This is a genomic window from Variovorax sp. W1I1 (assembly GCF_030815625.1).
GTDB lineage: Bacteria > Pseudomonadota > Gammaproteobacteria > Burkholderiales > Burkholderiaceae_C > Variovorax > Variovorax paradoxus_C.
On sequence record NZ_JAUSWZ010000001.1, the window covers coordinates 6,427,707 to 6,441,845 of the forward strand.

The window sequence follows — 14,139 nt, forward strand, 5'->3', positions numbered from 1 at the left end:
GCCCGAAGGGCATCGAGCACCCCCTCGGGGGGCAGCGAACCACACGAAGTGGGGAGCGTGGGGGTCTTCATATTCCTGCCACTTTCTCGTTCGTTCCAGTTGTCATTGCGTAGATGCCGGCGCGCACGGGACCGTACTTGCGCACGCCTTCGCGCATGGCTTCCAGGTAGTCGGCCCACGCGATGCCGAGCAGCGGCGCGAAGTGCATCAGCAACTGGCCGTTGCAGCCGAGTACGTAGAGCTTCCCGATGTCGCCGGTCGCGATGGCTTCGCGCTCTTCGTCGTCGAGGTCGTAGTCGGCGAGCAGCGCGGCGCGCACCTCGCCGCCTTCCGCATACCGGCGCTGCACCTCGGCTTCGCGGTTGAGCGCGAAGAGGAATTTCTGCATCGCATAGAGGCTCATCGTCTTTCAGCCCTCGATCTGGATGTTGGCCTTGCGGATCACGTCGCCGTACTTCGCGATCTCGCTCTGGATGAACGCCGCGAAGCGCTCGGGCGTGCCCGACAGCGATGCGATTCCGCCCTTGCGGAAAGCCTCGGTCACGGCAGGGCCCGCGAGCGCGCGGTTCACCTCGTCGTTCATGCGCAGCACGATGGCATCGGGCGTGCCGGCGGGCGCCAGCAGGCCGTTCCACGAATTGGACTCGATGGCCACGCCCTGTTCTGCGAGTGTGGGTATGGCGGGCGCGTACTGCGAGCGCTGCGCGGTCGCCATGCCCAGCGCGACCAGCTTGCCGCTCTGGATGTGGCCGCGGAACTCGGGCCAGTTGCCGAACATCATCGTCACCTGCCCGCCGAGCAGGTCGGTGAGCGCGGGGCCCTGGCCCTTGTAGGGCACGTGCACGATGTCCAGGCCCATCTGCAGCTTGAGCATTTCGCCCGACAGGTGGGCCGAGGTGCCGTTGCCGAAGGAAGCGAAGCTCAGCGTGCCGGGCTTCGCCTTCGCCTGGTTGCGCAGGTCGGCCAGCGTCTTCAGGCCGCTCGATGGATGCGTGGCGAGCACGTGCTCCGACATGCCCATGAGCGCGACCGGGCGCAGGTCTTTCTGCGTGTCGTAAGGGAGCTTGCGCACCAGCGTCTGGTTCGCTGTGAAGCTGTTGGCCACGCAGACGAAGCTGTAGCCATCGGGCGCGGACTTGGCGACCGAATCGACGCCGATCACCGTGCCCGCGCCGGGCTTGTTCTCGACGATCACCGCCTGATCGAGCGTCTTGCCGAGTTCGGCCGCCATGAGCCGCGCGACGAAGTCGGTGGTGCCGCCGGGCGGAAAGGGCACGACGATGCGCACCGGCTTGTTGGGCCAGTCGCCGCGTGCGTGGGCGTATGGCGCGAGCGACGGCAGGGCCGCGAGCGCGGCGGCGCCCTGCAGCAGCGCACGGCGGCTGGTGTTCACGCCACGCCCCAGTGCGGAATGTGGTGCGAGCCCATCGACACAGCGATGTTCTTCGGCTCGCAGAACACTTCATAACTCCAGGTGCCGCCTTCGCGGCCGGTGCCCGAAGCCTTGGTGCCGCCGAAGGGCTGTCGCAGGTCTCGCACGTTCTGGCTGTTGACGAAGCACATGCCGGCTTCCACCGCGGCGGCCACGCGGTGGGCCTTGCCGATGTTCTCGGTCCAGACGTAGCTGCTAAGGCCGTAGGCGATGTCGTTGGCGAGCTCGATGGCGTGCGCCTCGTCCTTGAACGGGATCAGGCATGCGACCGGACCGAAGATTTCTTCCTGCGCGATCTTCATGCGGTTGTCGACATCGGCGAAGACGGTGGGCATCACGTAGTTGCCGCGCTGAACGCGGTCGGGCAGGTTCGACGGCGCATCGAGGCCACCGCACAACAGCGTCGCGCCTTCCTTCGGACCGAGCTCGATGTAGCTGCGTACCTTGGCCAGGTGGGCCTGCGAAATCATCGGGCCGACGATGGTCTTCTCGTCGAGCGGGTCGCCCACCGTGATGCGCTTGGCACGTTCGGCGAACTTCGCGGCGAAGTCGGCGTAGATCGACTGCTGCACCAGGATGCGCGAGCCCGCCGTGCAACGCTCGCCGTTGTTGCTGAAGCTCATGAACACGGCCGCGTCGAGCGCGCGGTCGAGGTCGGCATCCTCGAAGATCACGAAGGGGCTCTTGCCGCCCAGCTCCATGCTGAACTTCTTGAGGCCCGCGCTCTTCACGATGCGGTTGCCCGTGGCGGTGGAGCCGGTGAACGAAATCGCGCGCACGTCCGGGTGCGCCACCAGCGGCTCGCCGGCTTCCTTGCCGTAGCCGTGCACGAGGTTCAGCACGCCGGGCGGAATGCCGGCTTCGAGCGCGAGTTCGCCCAGACGCGCGGCCGTGAGCGGCGACAGCTCGCTCATCTTCAGCACGGCTGTGTTGCCGAAGGCCAGGCAGGGCGCGACCTTCCAGGTGGCCGTCATGAACGGCACGTTCCACGGGCTGATGAGCGCGCACACGCCCACCGGGTGGAACAGCGTGTAGTTCAGGTGCGTGGGCGTGGGGTAGGTGTGGCCGTCCACGCGCGTGCACATTTCGGCGAAGTAATAGAAGTTGTCGGCCGCGCGCGGAATCAGTTGCTTGCCCGTTTGCGCGATGACCTGGCCGCAGTCGTTGGTCTCGGTCTGCGCGATCTCGGGCACGTGCGCGGCGATCAGGTCGCCGAGCTTGCGGATGAGCTTCGCGCGCTCGGGCGCGGGCATGCCGGCCCACTTCGGGAAAGCTTCCTTCGCCGCGGCGACGGCCGCGTTCACCTCTGCTTCGCCGCCCGAGGCGACCTCGGCCAGCACCTCCTGCGTTGCGGGGTTGACGGTTTCGAAGTAGTCCTTGCCCGTGACGGACTTGCCGCCGATGAGGTGGTTGATCTGTTGCATGGAGGGTGTCCGGTTCTTCAGTCGAGCTTGATGTCGCGCGCCTTGATCAAGGCATGCCATTTCTTGCGCTCCGCATCGGCGTAGCGCGTCATTTCGGTGGCGTCGGCGGGGCGTGCTTCCCAGCCGGCGTCGTAGAGCTTCTGCTTCACGCCGGCATCGCCCATGGCTTTCTGGAGTTCGGTGCCGAGCTTTGCCTGCACTTCCTTGGGCGTAGCGGCGGGCGTCACCAGGCCTTGCCAGGTGTAGGCCTCGACGTTGGCGTAGCCCAGTTCTTTGGCAGTGGGCACGTTGGGCAGTTGCGGAATGCGCTCGGCCGACATCGCCAGCAGCGGAATCACCTTGCCGGCCTTCACGGCGCTCACGCCGCTGGGCAGGTCGAGCATCATCAGCGGCACCTGGCCGCCCATGAGGTCTTGCAATGCCGGCGCGCCGCCCTTGTAGGGCACGTGCAGCATCGACACGCCGGCCTCGCGCTGGAACAGTTCCATCGCCAGGTGGTGCGGGCTGCCGGTGCCGGGCGTCGCGATGCTGAATTTGCCGGGCGATGCCTTCAGCGCCGCGATGAGCGCCTTCGCATCGGCCACGCCGGCGTTGGGCGCGGCGGTGATGACCAGCGGCGAGCGGCCCATCATGCCGACGAGCGCGAAGTCTTTCTCGGCGTCGTAGGGCAGCTTCTTGTAGAGCGCGGGGTTGTAGACCAGCACGCCGTTGTCGGCCGAGAACACCGTGTAGCCGTCGCCCGGTGCGCGTGCCACGTTCTCCGACGCGATGATCGCGCCCGCGCCCGGCTTGTTGTCGACCAGCACCGGCTGGCCCATCTGCTGCGACACCTGCGCGCCGACCGTGCGCGCGAGAAAGTCGGTGCCGCCGCCGGCCGGGTAGCCCACCACCCATCGCACGGGCTTGGTGGGATAGGCGACCGTCTGCGCCGGTGCATCGAGCGCGAGCATCGAGGCAGTCAGCGCCACGAGGGCGACGGCGAGTGTTTTCTTTCTGGCGTTCATTGCGTTTGTCTCCGCTGGTTTTGTGTGTGTGACAGGAAAAAATTCAAGCTGTGGCGATGGTGTTGACCAGCGCGCCGATGTGCTCGATCTCGGTGACGATCACATCGCCCGGCTTGCAATCGACGACGCCGTCGGGCGTGCCAGTGAGGATCAGGTCGCCGGGCGAGAGCGTCATGAAGCGGCTGAAGTACTCGATGAGAAAGGGCGCATCGAAGATCATGTCGCGCGTGTTGCCCTGCTGCGTGACGGTGCCGTTGACGGTGGTGCGCAACGCAAGCGCCATCCGGTCCGGTACATCGGCCGCATCGACGAACCAGGGGCCGAGCGGCGTGCAGGTGTCGCGGTTCTTCACGCGCAGGTTCGGGCGGTACCAGTTCTCCAGGTAGTCGCGGATCGCGTAGTCGTTGGCGACCGTGTAGCCGCCGATGAAGTCGTAGGCGTCGTCGCGCTTCACGTTCCTCGCGGTCTTGCCGACCACGATCGCGAGCTCGCATTCGTAGTGCATGAACTGCACGCCGGCGGGCCGGTGCGTGAGTTGGCGGTGGCCGATCAAAGTGCTCTGGCCCTTGACGAAGACCAGCGGTTCCTCGGGCGCCTTGAACTCGAGCTCCTTCGCGTGGTCGGCGTAGTTGAGGCCGAGCGCGAGGATGGTGCGCGGGCGTGCGGTGGGCGCGAGCGGTGGGAGCCAGGTGAGCTGCTCTTGCGGAACGACGCGGCCGTCTTCGAGACGGACGGCAGCGTCTGGCTGGCCATTGAATTCGTGGGCGATGCCGGTGTGCTCGCGGCCTTCGTGAATGACGCGTGCGTGCTTCATGGGGCGGTCTCCTGCACCAGCGTGTGGGTCAATGTTTCGAAGCCTGGCGCGGAGATGTCGATGTGGTCGCCCGCGCGCGCCAGCGGTCGGCCCGCATCGCAACCGAGCATCAGCACGTCGCCATGTGCGAGCGTCATGAATTCGCCGACGTCGGCGAGCAACTGCTGCGCAGGACGCACGAGCTGCGAGAAGTCGATCGACTGCTTCAGTTCGCCGTTGATGCGCACCTCGACGCGGAAGTTCGCGGGGTCGGCCACGTCCTGCGCATCGCGCATCGCGGGGCCGATGCCGAGGAAGCCGTCGAGGCACTTGAACTTCACTGGCGGGCGGAAGAAGCTTGCATGCGGGATCGACAGGTCGTTCATCAGCACGAAGCCCTCGATGTCGCCTTCGGCGCCGATCACCATGCCGACGCTCGCGCCGATCTCCACTTCGGGAACCGACGAAGGCACGGCGATGGCGCTGCCGTGCGGGCTCCAGGTGTTGGCGGTTTTCACGTAGAGCACGGGTGCTTTGGGCGGTGCCTTGTAGGGCGGCTGCGTCATCTGCGGCGCGAGTGTTTCGACCTCGGCGCGGAAGTTCAGCAGCGTGCCGTACACGGTGCCTGTGGGAAGGAAATGCGAGGCGGTGCTCATGAGGGCTGCTCCAGTGCGATCAGTTCGTCGAGCAGGCCGTAGAGCTGCGTGAGCTTGGCCTTGCCGAGCGACTTTTCCATCCAGTCGTAGTGCGCCTCGATGCTGGTGCCCAGGCGCTTGACCAGCTTCATGCCGTGCGGCGTGGCTTCGACCACGGTGCGGCGCTGGTCGGCCGGGTCGCGGGCACGCGTGATGAGGTTGTCGCGCTCCATGCGGGCGAGCACGCCGGTGAGGCTGGGCCCGAGGATGAAAGCTTCGCGCGCGACCCGGCCGGTGTCGACCGCGCCGTGTTCGCCGAGCACGCGCAGCACGCGCCATTGCTGGTCGGACAGCGCGTGCTCGCGCAGGCTGGGCCGCGTGTGGGCCATCACGGCTTCGCGGGCCTGCAGCAGCAGGCGCGGCAAATTGCGGTGGGTGAAGGTGGTGCTCAAGAACAAGGCCTCATCATCAAATTAGTTAACATGTTAAATGAATGGCGATTTCTTTCCAAGCCACCGGCCATCAGGGTTTGTGCGGACACCTAAACTCGACCGATGGCCAAGGACAAAACGACTTTCGTCTGCAGTGAATGCGGCGGCACCAGCCCCAAGTGGCTCGGCAAATGCCCGAGCTGCGGTGCGTGGAACACATTGATTGAACAGGTGGCCGGCAGCAACGCGCCGGCCAACAACCGCTTCGGCACGCAGTTCTCGCCGCTCGCGGGTGTGTCCGAACTGGCGACGCTCTCGGAGATCGAGGCGACCGACATCGCACGCACGCCCACCGGCATCGACGAACTCGACCGCGTGCTGGGCGGAGGCATCGTTTCGGGCGGCGTGACGCTCATCGGTGGCGATCCGGGCATCGGTAAATCCACGCTGCTGCTGCAGGCGGTCGATGCGCTGCAGCGCGCGGGGCAGAACGCGCTCTATGTGACAGGCGAGGAAAGCGGCGCGCAGGTCGCGCTGCGCTCGCGCCGGCTCGGACTCGATCACTCGCAGGTGCAGGTGCTCGCCGAAATCCAGCTCGAGAAGATCATTGCCACGCTCGACGCCACGCGGCCCGCGATCGCGGTGATCGACTCCATCCAGACGGTGTACTCCGACCAACTCACTTCAGCGCCAGGTTCCGTGGCGCAGGTGCGCGAATGCGCCGCGCACCTCACGCGCTTTGCCAAGACCAGCGGCACGGCCGTGGTGCTGGTGGGCCACGTCACCAAGGAAGGTGCGCTCGCCGGCCCGCGCGTGCTCGAGCACATGGTCGACACGGTGCTGTATTTCGAAGGCGACACGCATTCGAGCTTCCGCCTCGTGCGCGCCATCAAGAACCGCTTCGGCGCCGTGAACGAGATCGGCGTGTTCGCGATGACCGAGCGGGGCTTGAAGGGCGTGGCGAATCCGAGCGCGATCTTCCTGAGCCAGCACGCCGAGCCGGTGCCCGGCAGCGTGGTGCTGGTCACGCTCGAAGGCACGCGGCCGATGCTGGTGGAAATCCAGGCGCTGGTCGACAACGGCGGGCCGAGCCCGCGGCGCCTGTCGGTGGGCCTGGACCGCGACCGTCTCGCGATGCTGCTCGCGGTGCTGCACCGCCACGCGGGCGTGGCCTGCATGGACCAGGACGTGTTCGTGAACGCGGTGGGCGGCGTGCGCATCAGCGAGCCCGCGGCCGACCTGGCCGTGATGCTGGCCATCACCTCGAGCCTGCGCGGCAAGCCGCTGCCCAAGGGGTTCATCGCGTTCGGTGAAGTGGGCCTCGCCGGTGAAGTGCGCCCCGCACCGCGTGGTCAGGAGCGTCTGCGTGAAGCCGCCAAGCTGGGCTTCAGCATCGCGGTGGTGCCCAAGGCCAACGCACCGCGCAAAGGTTCGAAGGAGATCGAGGGCTTGACCATCCATCCCGTCGAACGCATCGAAGAGGCGATGGACGTGGTCCGCCGCCTCGATTGATTCACTCATTGGGAAAAAATGCCCGGCGCGCCTGTGACGCGCCGGGCCACCCTCCCTATCCCCCGATGTGCATCGTGAACGCCGGCCCGCTGTTGAGCACGCATTGGCCGCTGCCCAACGTGGCCGAGTTCATCGTGTACTGGCAACTCAGGTTGCCGCCGCGATTGCCGCTGGCATTTGCCACACCGGCACCTCGCGAGCCGGCAACCCGGGTCGCCTCTCCCTGAAACTGTTCACCGCCAATCTGCGCGTTGAAGTGGCCGCGGCCGTTCATGTCGTTGGTCACCGTGCCTGCGACGGTTCCGTAGCGCGCCGCTTCGGCGTTCGACGGATACAGGCGTGCACTGAAGCTCTGCGCGATCGGTCCCGGTGCAACGGCATAGGCCTGCGAAGGCGGCGCCGCGGGTGCGGGTTGTGCGATGGGCACCACGTAGCAACCGCTGAGTGCGGCGGCGGTGAGTGTGGCGGCGAGAGTGAGACGAACGATGGTGGCGGAACGCGGAATATTCATACGCTTTTCTGTGGCCCGGGTTGATGCCCGTGCGGTGAAATGTGCCGCCTCGCGCCACCGCGCCACTCGCATTTCGCGGTGAGTACCGTTTTTCGCGCCCGGTGGTAGCCACGGCCGATACAGCGCCGCTGTGCCCATGTCGATATGTGAACTTTCGAATGCGCCGACAGGGCGCAAAGCATCGAGCGGCGACAATGCGCGCCATGAATTTCCAGAAATTGCTGGTGCCCGTAGGCGGCATCGTCCTTCTCGGCCTGGCGTGGCGCAGCTACGGCTGGGCCGGCGTCGCACTGACCGGCGGCGTCATCGTGATGTTCCTGCTGCTGCACTTCAACCGCGCGATGCAGGTGCTCAAGCGGGCTGCCGACCGGCCGGTGGGCTACGTGGCCAGCGCGGTGATGCTCAACGCCAAGCTCAAGCAGGGCGCGACCCTGATGCACGTCATCGCCATGACACGCGCACTCGGCGAACTGCGCTCCCCCGCGGACACGCAGCCCGAGCTCTACCGCTGGACCGACACGGGCGGCTCGTACGTCGATGCGGTGTTCAACGCCGGCAAGCTGCAGAGCTGGGAAATGACGCGGCCCGAGACGCCCGAAGAAGAAACCCCGGCCAGCTAATCCGCACCGGCCTTGCGGCGCGGCCGGCGCCACAGCGGATTCACCTTCGCGTGGTGGCGCACTTCCTTGGCGAACTCCGCGCACATGTGGGTCATGAGATCTGCCGAGCGGTAGACCAGGTAGACATCGAAGTCCGGCACTTCGTCGGTGATCGGCAGGCGCTCCAGCAGACCGGGCTGCATCCGCACCGCGCCCGCGTCGTGGAACACACTGTCCGACCACATGCTCACGAGGTCGGTCTGCGTGGCCAACTGCAGACCCAGCAGGTTCGACGCGCTTTGCACCATGCGCTTGGGCATCTCCAGCCCATTCACGCGCATCGTCGATACCAGCGGGCTACCGGGCTCGTCGATGGGATCGAGCACCAGCCAGTCGGCCTCCAGCAACGTGCGGAGTTTCCGCACCCGCCGCAGCGGATGGCCGGTGCGCACCGCCACATGCATCGACAGCGAGAACAGCGGCTCCCACTGAAAGACGTTGGTGCCGGGCCCGTTGCAGGTCGAGACCAGCGCCAGGTCGAGCCGGCCTTCGCGCAGTCCTTCGAAGAGCTGCTGCGGCCGCTGCTCGTAGGCGCGCAGCGCCACGTTGGGAAAGCGCTGCCTGAACGACGCCATCGCATTGGGCAGCGGCCCGCCCGAGGCCACTGCCGTGAAGCCGATGTTGAGCTGCGCCTCGTCGTGCCCGCGAATCGCCTCGATGTCCTCGAGCGCATGCCGCAGCTCCTGCTCGACCAGACTCGCGCGCTGACCAGTGCCGTGCCATAGGCCGTGAGGTTCACGCCGCGCGTGGTGCGCAGCATCAGCGTCACGCCGAGTTCGCGCTCCAGTTCGGCGATCGTCTTGGACAGCGCCGGCTGCGTGATGTGCAGGCTGCGCGCCGCCTCATGGATGCTTCCGTTCTGGGCGACCGCCAGGAGAACGCGCAGTTGTTGCAGCTTCATCTTTCCTCCGTGATCCCGGTGGAATCCCTTGGGGGATTCCATTTGGTTATCAGCATGAAAATATGTGATTCTGCGCTGGCGCGCTTTGCCTGAATACTCCGCCGCTGTTCTGTTCGTGGAGTCGATTCGATGAGTGAAGCCGCTTTGCCCGCAAGCCAGATGGGGGGCGCTCCCCCGACGGCCGCCGCGCCGTCTTCCCCTGCCGACACCGTGCAGGCGAAGGGCAAGCACAAGGGCAAGCAGACCCAGTTCCGCCTGATCGCCGCCTGCTCGCTGGGCAATGCGCTCGAGATGTACGACTTCACCGTCTACAGCTTCTTCGCGCTCCTGATCGGCAAGCTGTTCTTCCCGTCCGACAGCCCCTACGGCTCGCTGCTGCTGGCCGTAGCCACCTTCGGCATCGGCTTCGTGATGCGGCCGCTGGGCGGCGTGGTCATCGGCAGCTACGCCGACCGCAAGGGACGCAAGGCCGCGCTGACGCTCACCATCGGCCTCATGGTGGCGGGCACGCTGTGCATCGCGCTCGCGCCCACATACGCCTCGGCCGGCGTGTTCGGCTCGCTGATGATCCTGGCGGGGCGCCTCCTGCAGGGCTTCTCGCTCGGCGGCGAGGTGGGCGCCGCCACCTCGATGCTGATGGAGTCGGGCGGCATCCGGGGCCGCGGCTTTCGCGTGAGCTGGCAGCTCGCGAGCCAGGGCATCGCGGCGGTGTTGGGCGCACTCACCGGCGCCGCGCTGTACGCCGCGCTGCCGCAGGCCTCGCTCGAGAGCTGGGGCTGGCGACTGCCGTTCCTGTTCGGCCTGCTGATTGCGCCGGTCGGCTTCTACATCCGCGCCAACCTGGAGGAAACGCACCAGGCCCGCAGCCACGAATCCAGCCCGATGGGCCGGCTGCTGCGCGAGCACGGAGGCACGGTGCTCAAGGGCATCTTCTCCATCACGGCGGGCACGGCCGCCATGTACCTGGTCGTGTTCTTCATGCCGACCTACATGATCCGCGTGCTGCACATGCCGCCGTCGCTGTCGCTGCTGTCGGGTTGCGCCACCGGCATCACGATGTTCGCGGTGGCGCTGCTTTCGGGGCGCCTGGCCGACAGGTTGCCGAACCGCAAGCCGCTGGTGATCGGCTCGCTGGTGCTCGGCGTGCTGGCGGTGTATCCGGCCTTCTGGCTCATCAACCACTACCCGAGCGTGCCGCTGGTGCTGTGCCTGTCGGTGCTGCTGACGGCGATCGTGAACCTCGGCACCACGCCCCTGTTCCTGATCCTGCTCGAGATGCTGCCGATCGGCGTGCGCGCGAGCGGCATCTCGGTGATCTACAGCGTCGGCGTGACGGTGTTCGGCGGCTCCTCGCAATTCATCGTGACCTGGCTGCTCGCGACGACCGGCAACCCGATGTCGCCGGCCTTCTACATGATGGCCTGCGGCGTGCTGAGCATCTGTGCGCTCGTGAGCCTGCGCGCGCGCAGGGCCGACTGAAAAGACTTCCTCCCCACATCGAAGAACAGCAGACAACCACATCCATCCATGACCCGCGAACTCAGTCTCCAGACCACCCGGCTCCTGTCCCGATTGCTGCCGCAGGCCGACGTCGACACCCAGGCCTTCGTCGACATCCGCCGACAGATCCACGCCAACCCCGAACTCGGCTTCGAGGTGGGCGCGACCGGCGAGCTGGTCGCCAACCTTCTGCGCGAATGGGGCTACGCGGTGCACACGGGCATCGGCAAGACCGGCATCGTGGCGCAGCTCAAGGTCGGCAGCGGCACGCGGCGGCTGGGCATCCGCGCCGACATGGATGCGCTCCCCATCGTCGAGGCCACGGGCCTGCCCTATGCGAGCAAGACCCACGGCCGCATGCACGCCTGCGGCCACGACGGCCACACCGCCATCCTGCTCGCGGCTGCCAAGGCGCTCGCGAAGCGCCGCGATTTCGACGGCACGCTCAACCTGATCTTCCAGCCCGACGAAGAAAACCTCTGCGGCGCGCGCGCAATGATCGAGGACGGCCTGTTCGAGCGCTTCCCCTGCGATGCGGTCTACGCGCTGCACAACGCACCGGGCGTGCCGGTCGGCAGCTTCCTGGTGATCGAGGGGCCGGTCACGCTGTCTTCGGACGTGGCCGACGTCACGATCAAGGGCGTGGGCGGGCATGGCGCGATGCCGCATCTCTCACGCGATCCGGTGCCCGCCGCCGCCGCTGTGGTGACGGCCCTGCAGACCGTGGTGGCGCGCAATGTGACGCCGGGCGACACGGCCGTCGTGTCGGTCGGCTTCATCCGTGGTGGCGCCACGCACAACGTGATTCCGCAGTCGGTGGCGCTGGGCCTCAACGTGAGGGCGGCGCGGCCCGAGACGCGCGCGGTGGTCGAGCAGCGCATCCGCGAGATCGTGAGCCTCACGGCACAGGCCCACGGCGTCGAGGCCGAGATCGACTACCGCCAGCTCGTGCCGCCGGTGATCAACACCGCGGCCGAATGCCGGCTGATGGAGCAGGTCTGCGGCGAACTGGTCGGTGCGGAGCACGTGGTCACCGAGGCGCCGAAGGGCTTTGCGGGCAGCGAGGACTTCGCCTGGATGCTCGCCGAGTTGCCGGGCTGCTACGTGCTGCTCGGCAACGGGGAGGGTGAGTTCGGGGGCTGCATGGTGCACAACCCCGGCTATGACTTCAACGACCAGGTGCTGCCCCTGGGCGCCGCGTGCTGGGTCCGTTTGGCCCAGACCTACCTGGTCGCCTGATCTTCGATCAGAAGGGCGCGTCTTCTTCCTCGACGGCGTCGGCCGGCGTCGCGGGGGCCGATGCCGCCTTGGCGGCGGGCTTCGGTGCTTCGTCCGCCGGTGCAGCACCGAACGCCGCCTCGCCGCCCAACGCATCGAGCAGTGCCGGCACCAGCTGGCCGAGTTCGCCGGTCGCGATTGCCACGTCGGCGTCGTAGTTGTCTTCCTTCTTGCCGCCCGCCGCGCCGTCGCCCGTGCCCTCGAGGAACACGATCTTGCGGATCAGCATGCCGTGCGTCAGCTCGAACGACACGCGGTCGTCCCAGGTGAGCGCGAGGCGAGTGGGCCGCTTGCCGTCGGTGATGTGCTTCTGCACTTCCTCGATATCGAGCGGGTGCTTGGCGTAGCGCACCACGGCCTTCGAATCGTCCGAGGCCTTGAGTTCGCACTCGCGGTCGATGGTGAAGCCGGCCGGCGGCTCCTGCGTCAGCAGCCAGTTCGCCATGGCGGCGGCCGGTTCGATCTGCGTGTTGATCAGTGCCACCGCAAAGCCGTCGAGCGACTTCACGAGGCTGGTGACCACTTCGTCGGCGCGCGAGGCGTTGCCGCTGTTGATCACGAGGCGGTTCTCGGCCTTGTCGATCCACACCGCCACGCGCGCGCTGCGGGTGAAGGCCATCGGCAGCAGCTCGAGGGTGATGTCTTCCTTGAGCTCCTTCTTTTCCTTCTTGCCGGGCTTGCGGCCGGTGGTGGCCTCGATCTGCGCGCAGCGCTCGTCCAGCTTGCGGCGCACCACGGAACCGGGGACCTGCTTGCTCTCGATCATGTATTCGACGAGCCACTGGCCGTCGATGGATTCGACCAGCGGGCCGCCGGCTTCGCCGCGGGGCTCGGCCCAGCCGGCGGACTTTTCCTGCGAGGGGCCGCAGGGCTCGAAGCGGTGCTTGCCCAAGCCCTCTTCTGCCTCGGCCAACGTTTGGGACCAGGCAGGTTCGATGCGATAGACGATGACGTTCTTGAATACGGACACGGAAACCCTTTTTCCACTGGTTTGCACAACCGGCCATTGTCGGGCACCCGATTCCGGGCGCCGCCTTAAAATCGAAAGCTTTTGCGACTTCCCCCTCTGTCGCACCCCCACACCGCTCCCAAAGGAATCAGGAAATGAGCTCGATCCCCCCCTCGCTGGACGACCGTGACGGCAAGATCTGGATGGACGGCGAACTCGTGGACTGGCGTGACGCCAAGATCCACGTGCTGAGCCACACGCTGCACTACGGGTGCGGCGCCTTCGAGGGCGTGCGCGCCTACAAGACGGCGGACGGCGGCACCTCCATCTTCCGCCTGGCCGAGCACACCGAGCGGCTGTTCAACAGCGCCAAGATCCTGCGCATGAAGATCCCCTTCTCGCAGGAGCAACTGAACGAAGCCCAGAAGCAGGTCGTGCGCGAGAACAAGCTGGAAAGCTGCTACCTGCGCCCCCTCATCTGGATCGGCTCCGAAAAGCTGGGCGTGAGCCCCAAGGGCAACAAGATCCACGCCATGGTCGCGGCCTGGTCCTGGGGTGCCTACCTCGGCGAAGAAGGCATGCGCCGCGGCATCCGTGTGAAGACATCGAGCTACACCCGCCACCACGTCAACATCACGATGACGCAGGCCAAGTCTGTGAGCAACTACACGAACTCGATCCTGGCGAACATGGAAGCGCTGGATGACGGCTACGACGAAGCGTTGCTGCTCGATGCGAGCGGCTTCGTGTCGGAAGGCGCGGGCGAGAACATCTTCGTGGTCAAGGGCGGCGTGGTGTACACGCCTGATCTCTCGGCCGGCGCCCTGAACGGCATCACGCGCAACACGATCCTGCACATCTGCAAGGACCTCGGTATCGAACTCGTGCAGAAGCGCATCACGCGCGACGAGGTCTACATCTCCGACGAAGCCTTCTTCACCGGCACCGCCGCCGAAGTGACGCCGATCCGCGAACTCGACCGCATCGAGATCGGCAACCGTGGCGACGGCGGCTCGCGCGGCCCGATCACCGAGAAGATCCAGTCTGCCTTCTTCGACATCGTGAACGGCAAGAATCCCAAGTACGCCCACTGGCTCACGAAAGTCTGAG

Annotated in this window: 15 protein-coding genes and 1 pseudogene; 6 read left to right on the plus strand and 10 right to left on the minus strand. The window is 66.6% G+C overall.

The window, feature by feature from the left end:
* Positions 1 to 67 precede the first annotated feature (67 nt).
* The 7 genes from QFZ83_RS29940 to hpaR are packed head-to-tail and all read right to left on the minus strand — an operon-like array spanning position 68 to position 5,740.
* A complete protein-coding gene (locus QFZ83_RS29940; protein ID WP_307512003.1) occupies positions 68 to 403 on the minus strand; it encodes an aromatic ring-opening dioxygenase subunit LigA in 336 nt (111 codons plus the stop codon).
* A 6-nt stretch (positions 404 to 409) separates the two neighbouring features.
* Positions 410 to 1,393 (minus strand): tripartite tricarboxylate transporter substrate binding protein, encoded by a 984-nt coding sequence (locus QFZ83_RS29945; protein WP_307512005.1) that lies wholly within the window; start codon positions 1,391 to 1,393, stop codon positions 410 to 412.
* The gene (hpaE, locus tag QFZ83_RS29950; protein WP_307512007.1) at positions 1,390 to 2,856 is read right to left on the minus strand and encodes a 5-carboxymethyl-2-hydroxymuconate semialdehyde dehydrogenase; all 1,467 of its coding nucleotides are present in this window, start codon (positions 2,854 to 2,856) and stop codon (positions 1,390 to 1,392) included. The genes QFZ83_RS29945 and hpaE overlap by 4 nt, the downstream gene beginning before the upstream one ends.
* Positions 2,857 to 2,873: 17 nt before the next feature.
* A complete protein-coding gene (locus QFZ83_RS29955; protein WP_307512010.1) occupies positions 2,874 to 3,860 on the minus strand; it encodes a tripartite tricarboxylate transporter substrate binding protein in 987 nt (328 codons plus the stop codon).
* 43 nt (positions 3,861 to 3,903) lie between these two features.
* Positions 3,904 to 4,674 carry a fumarylacetoacetate hydrolase family protein gene (locus QFZ83_RS29960; protein ID WP_307512011.1) on the minus strand — a complete coding sequence of 257 codons (771 nt, stop codon included), beginning with the start codon at positions 4,672 to 4,674 and terminating at the stop codon, positions 3,904 to 3,906.
* Positions 4,671 to 5,309: a fumarylacetoacetate hydrolase family protein gene (locus QFZ83_RS29965; RefSeq protein WP_307512013.1), complete on the minus strand. Its 639-nt coding sequence runs from the start codon at positions 5,307 to 5,309 to the stop codon at positions 4,671 to 4,673. The genes QFZ83_RS29960 and QFZ83_RS29965 overlap by 4 nt, the downstream gene beginning before the upstream one ends.
* Positions 5,306 to 5,740 carry a homoprotocatechuate degradation operon regulator HpaR gene (gene hpaR, locus QFZ83_RS29970; RefSeq protein WP_013538719.1) on the minus strand — a complete coding sequence of 145 codons (435 nt, stop codon included), beginning with the start codon at positions 5,738 to 5,740 and terminating at the stop codon, positions 5,306 to 5,308. Before hpaR ends, QFZ83_RS29965 begins: the two co-directional genes overlap by 4 nt.
* 102 nt (positions 5,741 to 5,842) lie before the next feature.
* Here hpaR and radA point away from each other — a divergent pair, with 102 nt between their 5' ends.
* Positions 5,843 to 7,231, plus strand: coding sequence for a DNA repair protein RadA (radA, locus tag QFZ83_RS29975; RefSeq protein ID WP_013538720.1), 1,389 nt, complete (start codon positions 5,843 to 5,845; stop codon positions 7,229 to 7,231).
* A 55-nt stretch (positions 7,232 to 7,286) separates the two neighbouring features.
* On the opposite strand, the gene QFZ83_RS29980 is transcribed toward radA, so the two are convergent.
* Entirely contained in the window at positions 7,287 to 7,937 is a 651-nt protein-coding gene (locus QFZ83_RS29980) for a hypothetical protein (RefSeq protein ID WP_306880969.1), read from the minus strand.
* Here QFZ83_RS29980 and QFZ83_RS29985 point away from each other — a divergent pair.
* Positions 7,937 to 8,362 (plus strand): glycerate kinase, encoded by a 426-nt coding sequence (locus QFZ83_RS29985; protein ID WP_306880970.1) that lies wholly within the window; start codon positions 7,937 to 7,939, stop codon positions 8,360 to 8,362. The genes QFZ83_RS29980 and QFZ83_RS29985 overlap by 1 nt on opposite strands.
* On the opposite strand, the pseudogene QFZ83_RS29990 reads toward QFZ83_RS29985, so the two are convergent.
* A pseudogene (locus QFZ83_RS29990) lies at positions 8,359 to 9,302 on the minus strand (LysR family transcriptional regulator). The gene QFZ83_RS29985 and the pseudogene QFZ83_RS29990 overlap by 4 nt on opposite strands.
* Between QFZ83_RS29990 and QFZ83_RS29995 the strand changes: the two are divergent.
* Genes QFZ83_RS29995 through QFZ83_RS30005 form a run of 3 tightly spaced genes read left to right on the plus strand, consistent with a single transcriptional unit; the run spans position 9,246 to position 12,041 of the window.
* Positions 9,246 to 9,395, plus strand: coding sequence for a hypothetical protein (locus QFZ83_RS29995; protein ID WP_307512875.1), 150 nt, complete (start codon positions 9,246 to 9,248; stop codon positions 9,393 to 9,395). The pseudogene QFZ83_RS29990 and the gene QFZ83_RS29995 sit on opposite strands and share 57 nt — an antisense overlap.
* A gap of 36 nt (positions 9,396 to 9,431) precedes the next feature.
* A complete protein-coding gene (locus QFZ83_RS30000) occupies positions 9,432 to 10,781 on the plus strand; it encodes an MFS transporter (RefSeq protein WP_306880972.1) in 1,350 nt (449 codons plus the stop codon).
* A gap of 48 nt (positions 10,782 to 10,829) precedes the next feature.
* Positions 10,830 to 12,041, plus strand: a complete 1,212-nt coding sequence (locus tag QFZ83_RS30005) for a M20 aminoacylase family protein (protein WP_307512016.1) — start codon at positions 10,830 to 10,832, stop codon at positions 12,039 to 12,041.
* 7 nt (positions 12,042 to 12,048) lie between these two features.
* Here QFZ83_RS30005 and QFZ83_RS30010 read toward each other — a convergent pair whose 3' ends face one another.
* Complete coding sequence (locus QFZ83_RS30010) at positions 12,049 to 13,050, minus strand: recombination-associated protein RdgC (RefSeq protein WP_306880974.1); 1,002 nt, start codon at positions 13,048 to 13,050, stop codon at positions 12,049 to 12,051.
* A 134-nt stretch (positions 13,051 to 13,184) separates the two neighbouring features.
* Between QFZ83_RS30010 and QFZ83_RS30015 the strand changes: the two genes are divergently transcribed.
* Complete coding sequence (locus tag QFZ83_RS30015) at positions 13,185 to 14,138, plus strand: branched-chain amino acid transaminase (RefSeq protein ID WP_198789380.1); 954 nt, start codon at positions 13,185 to 13,187, stop codon at positions 14,136 to 14,138.
* Position 14,139 lies beyond the last annotated feature (1 nt).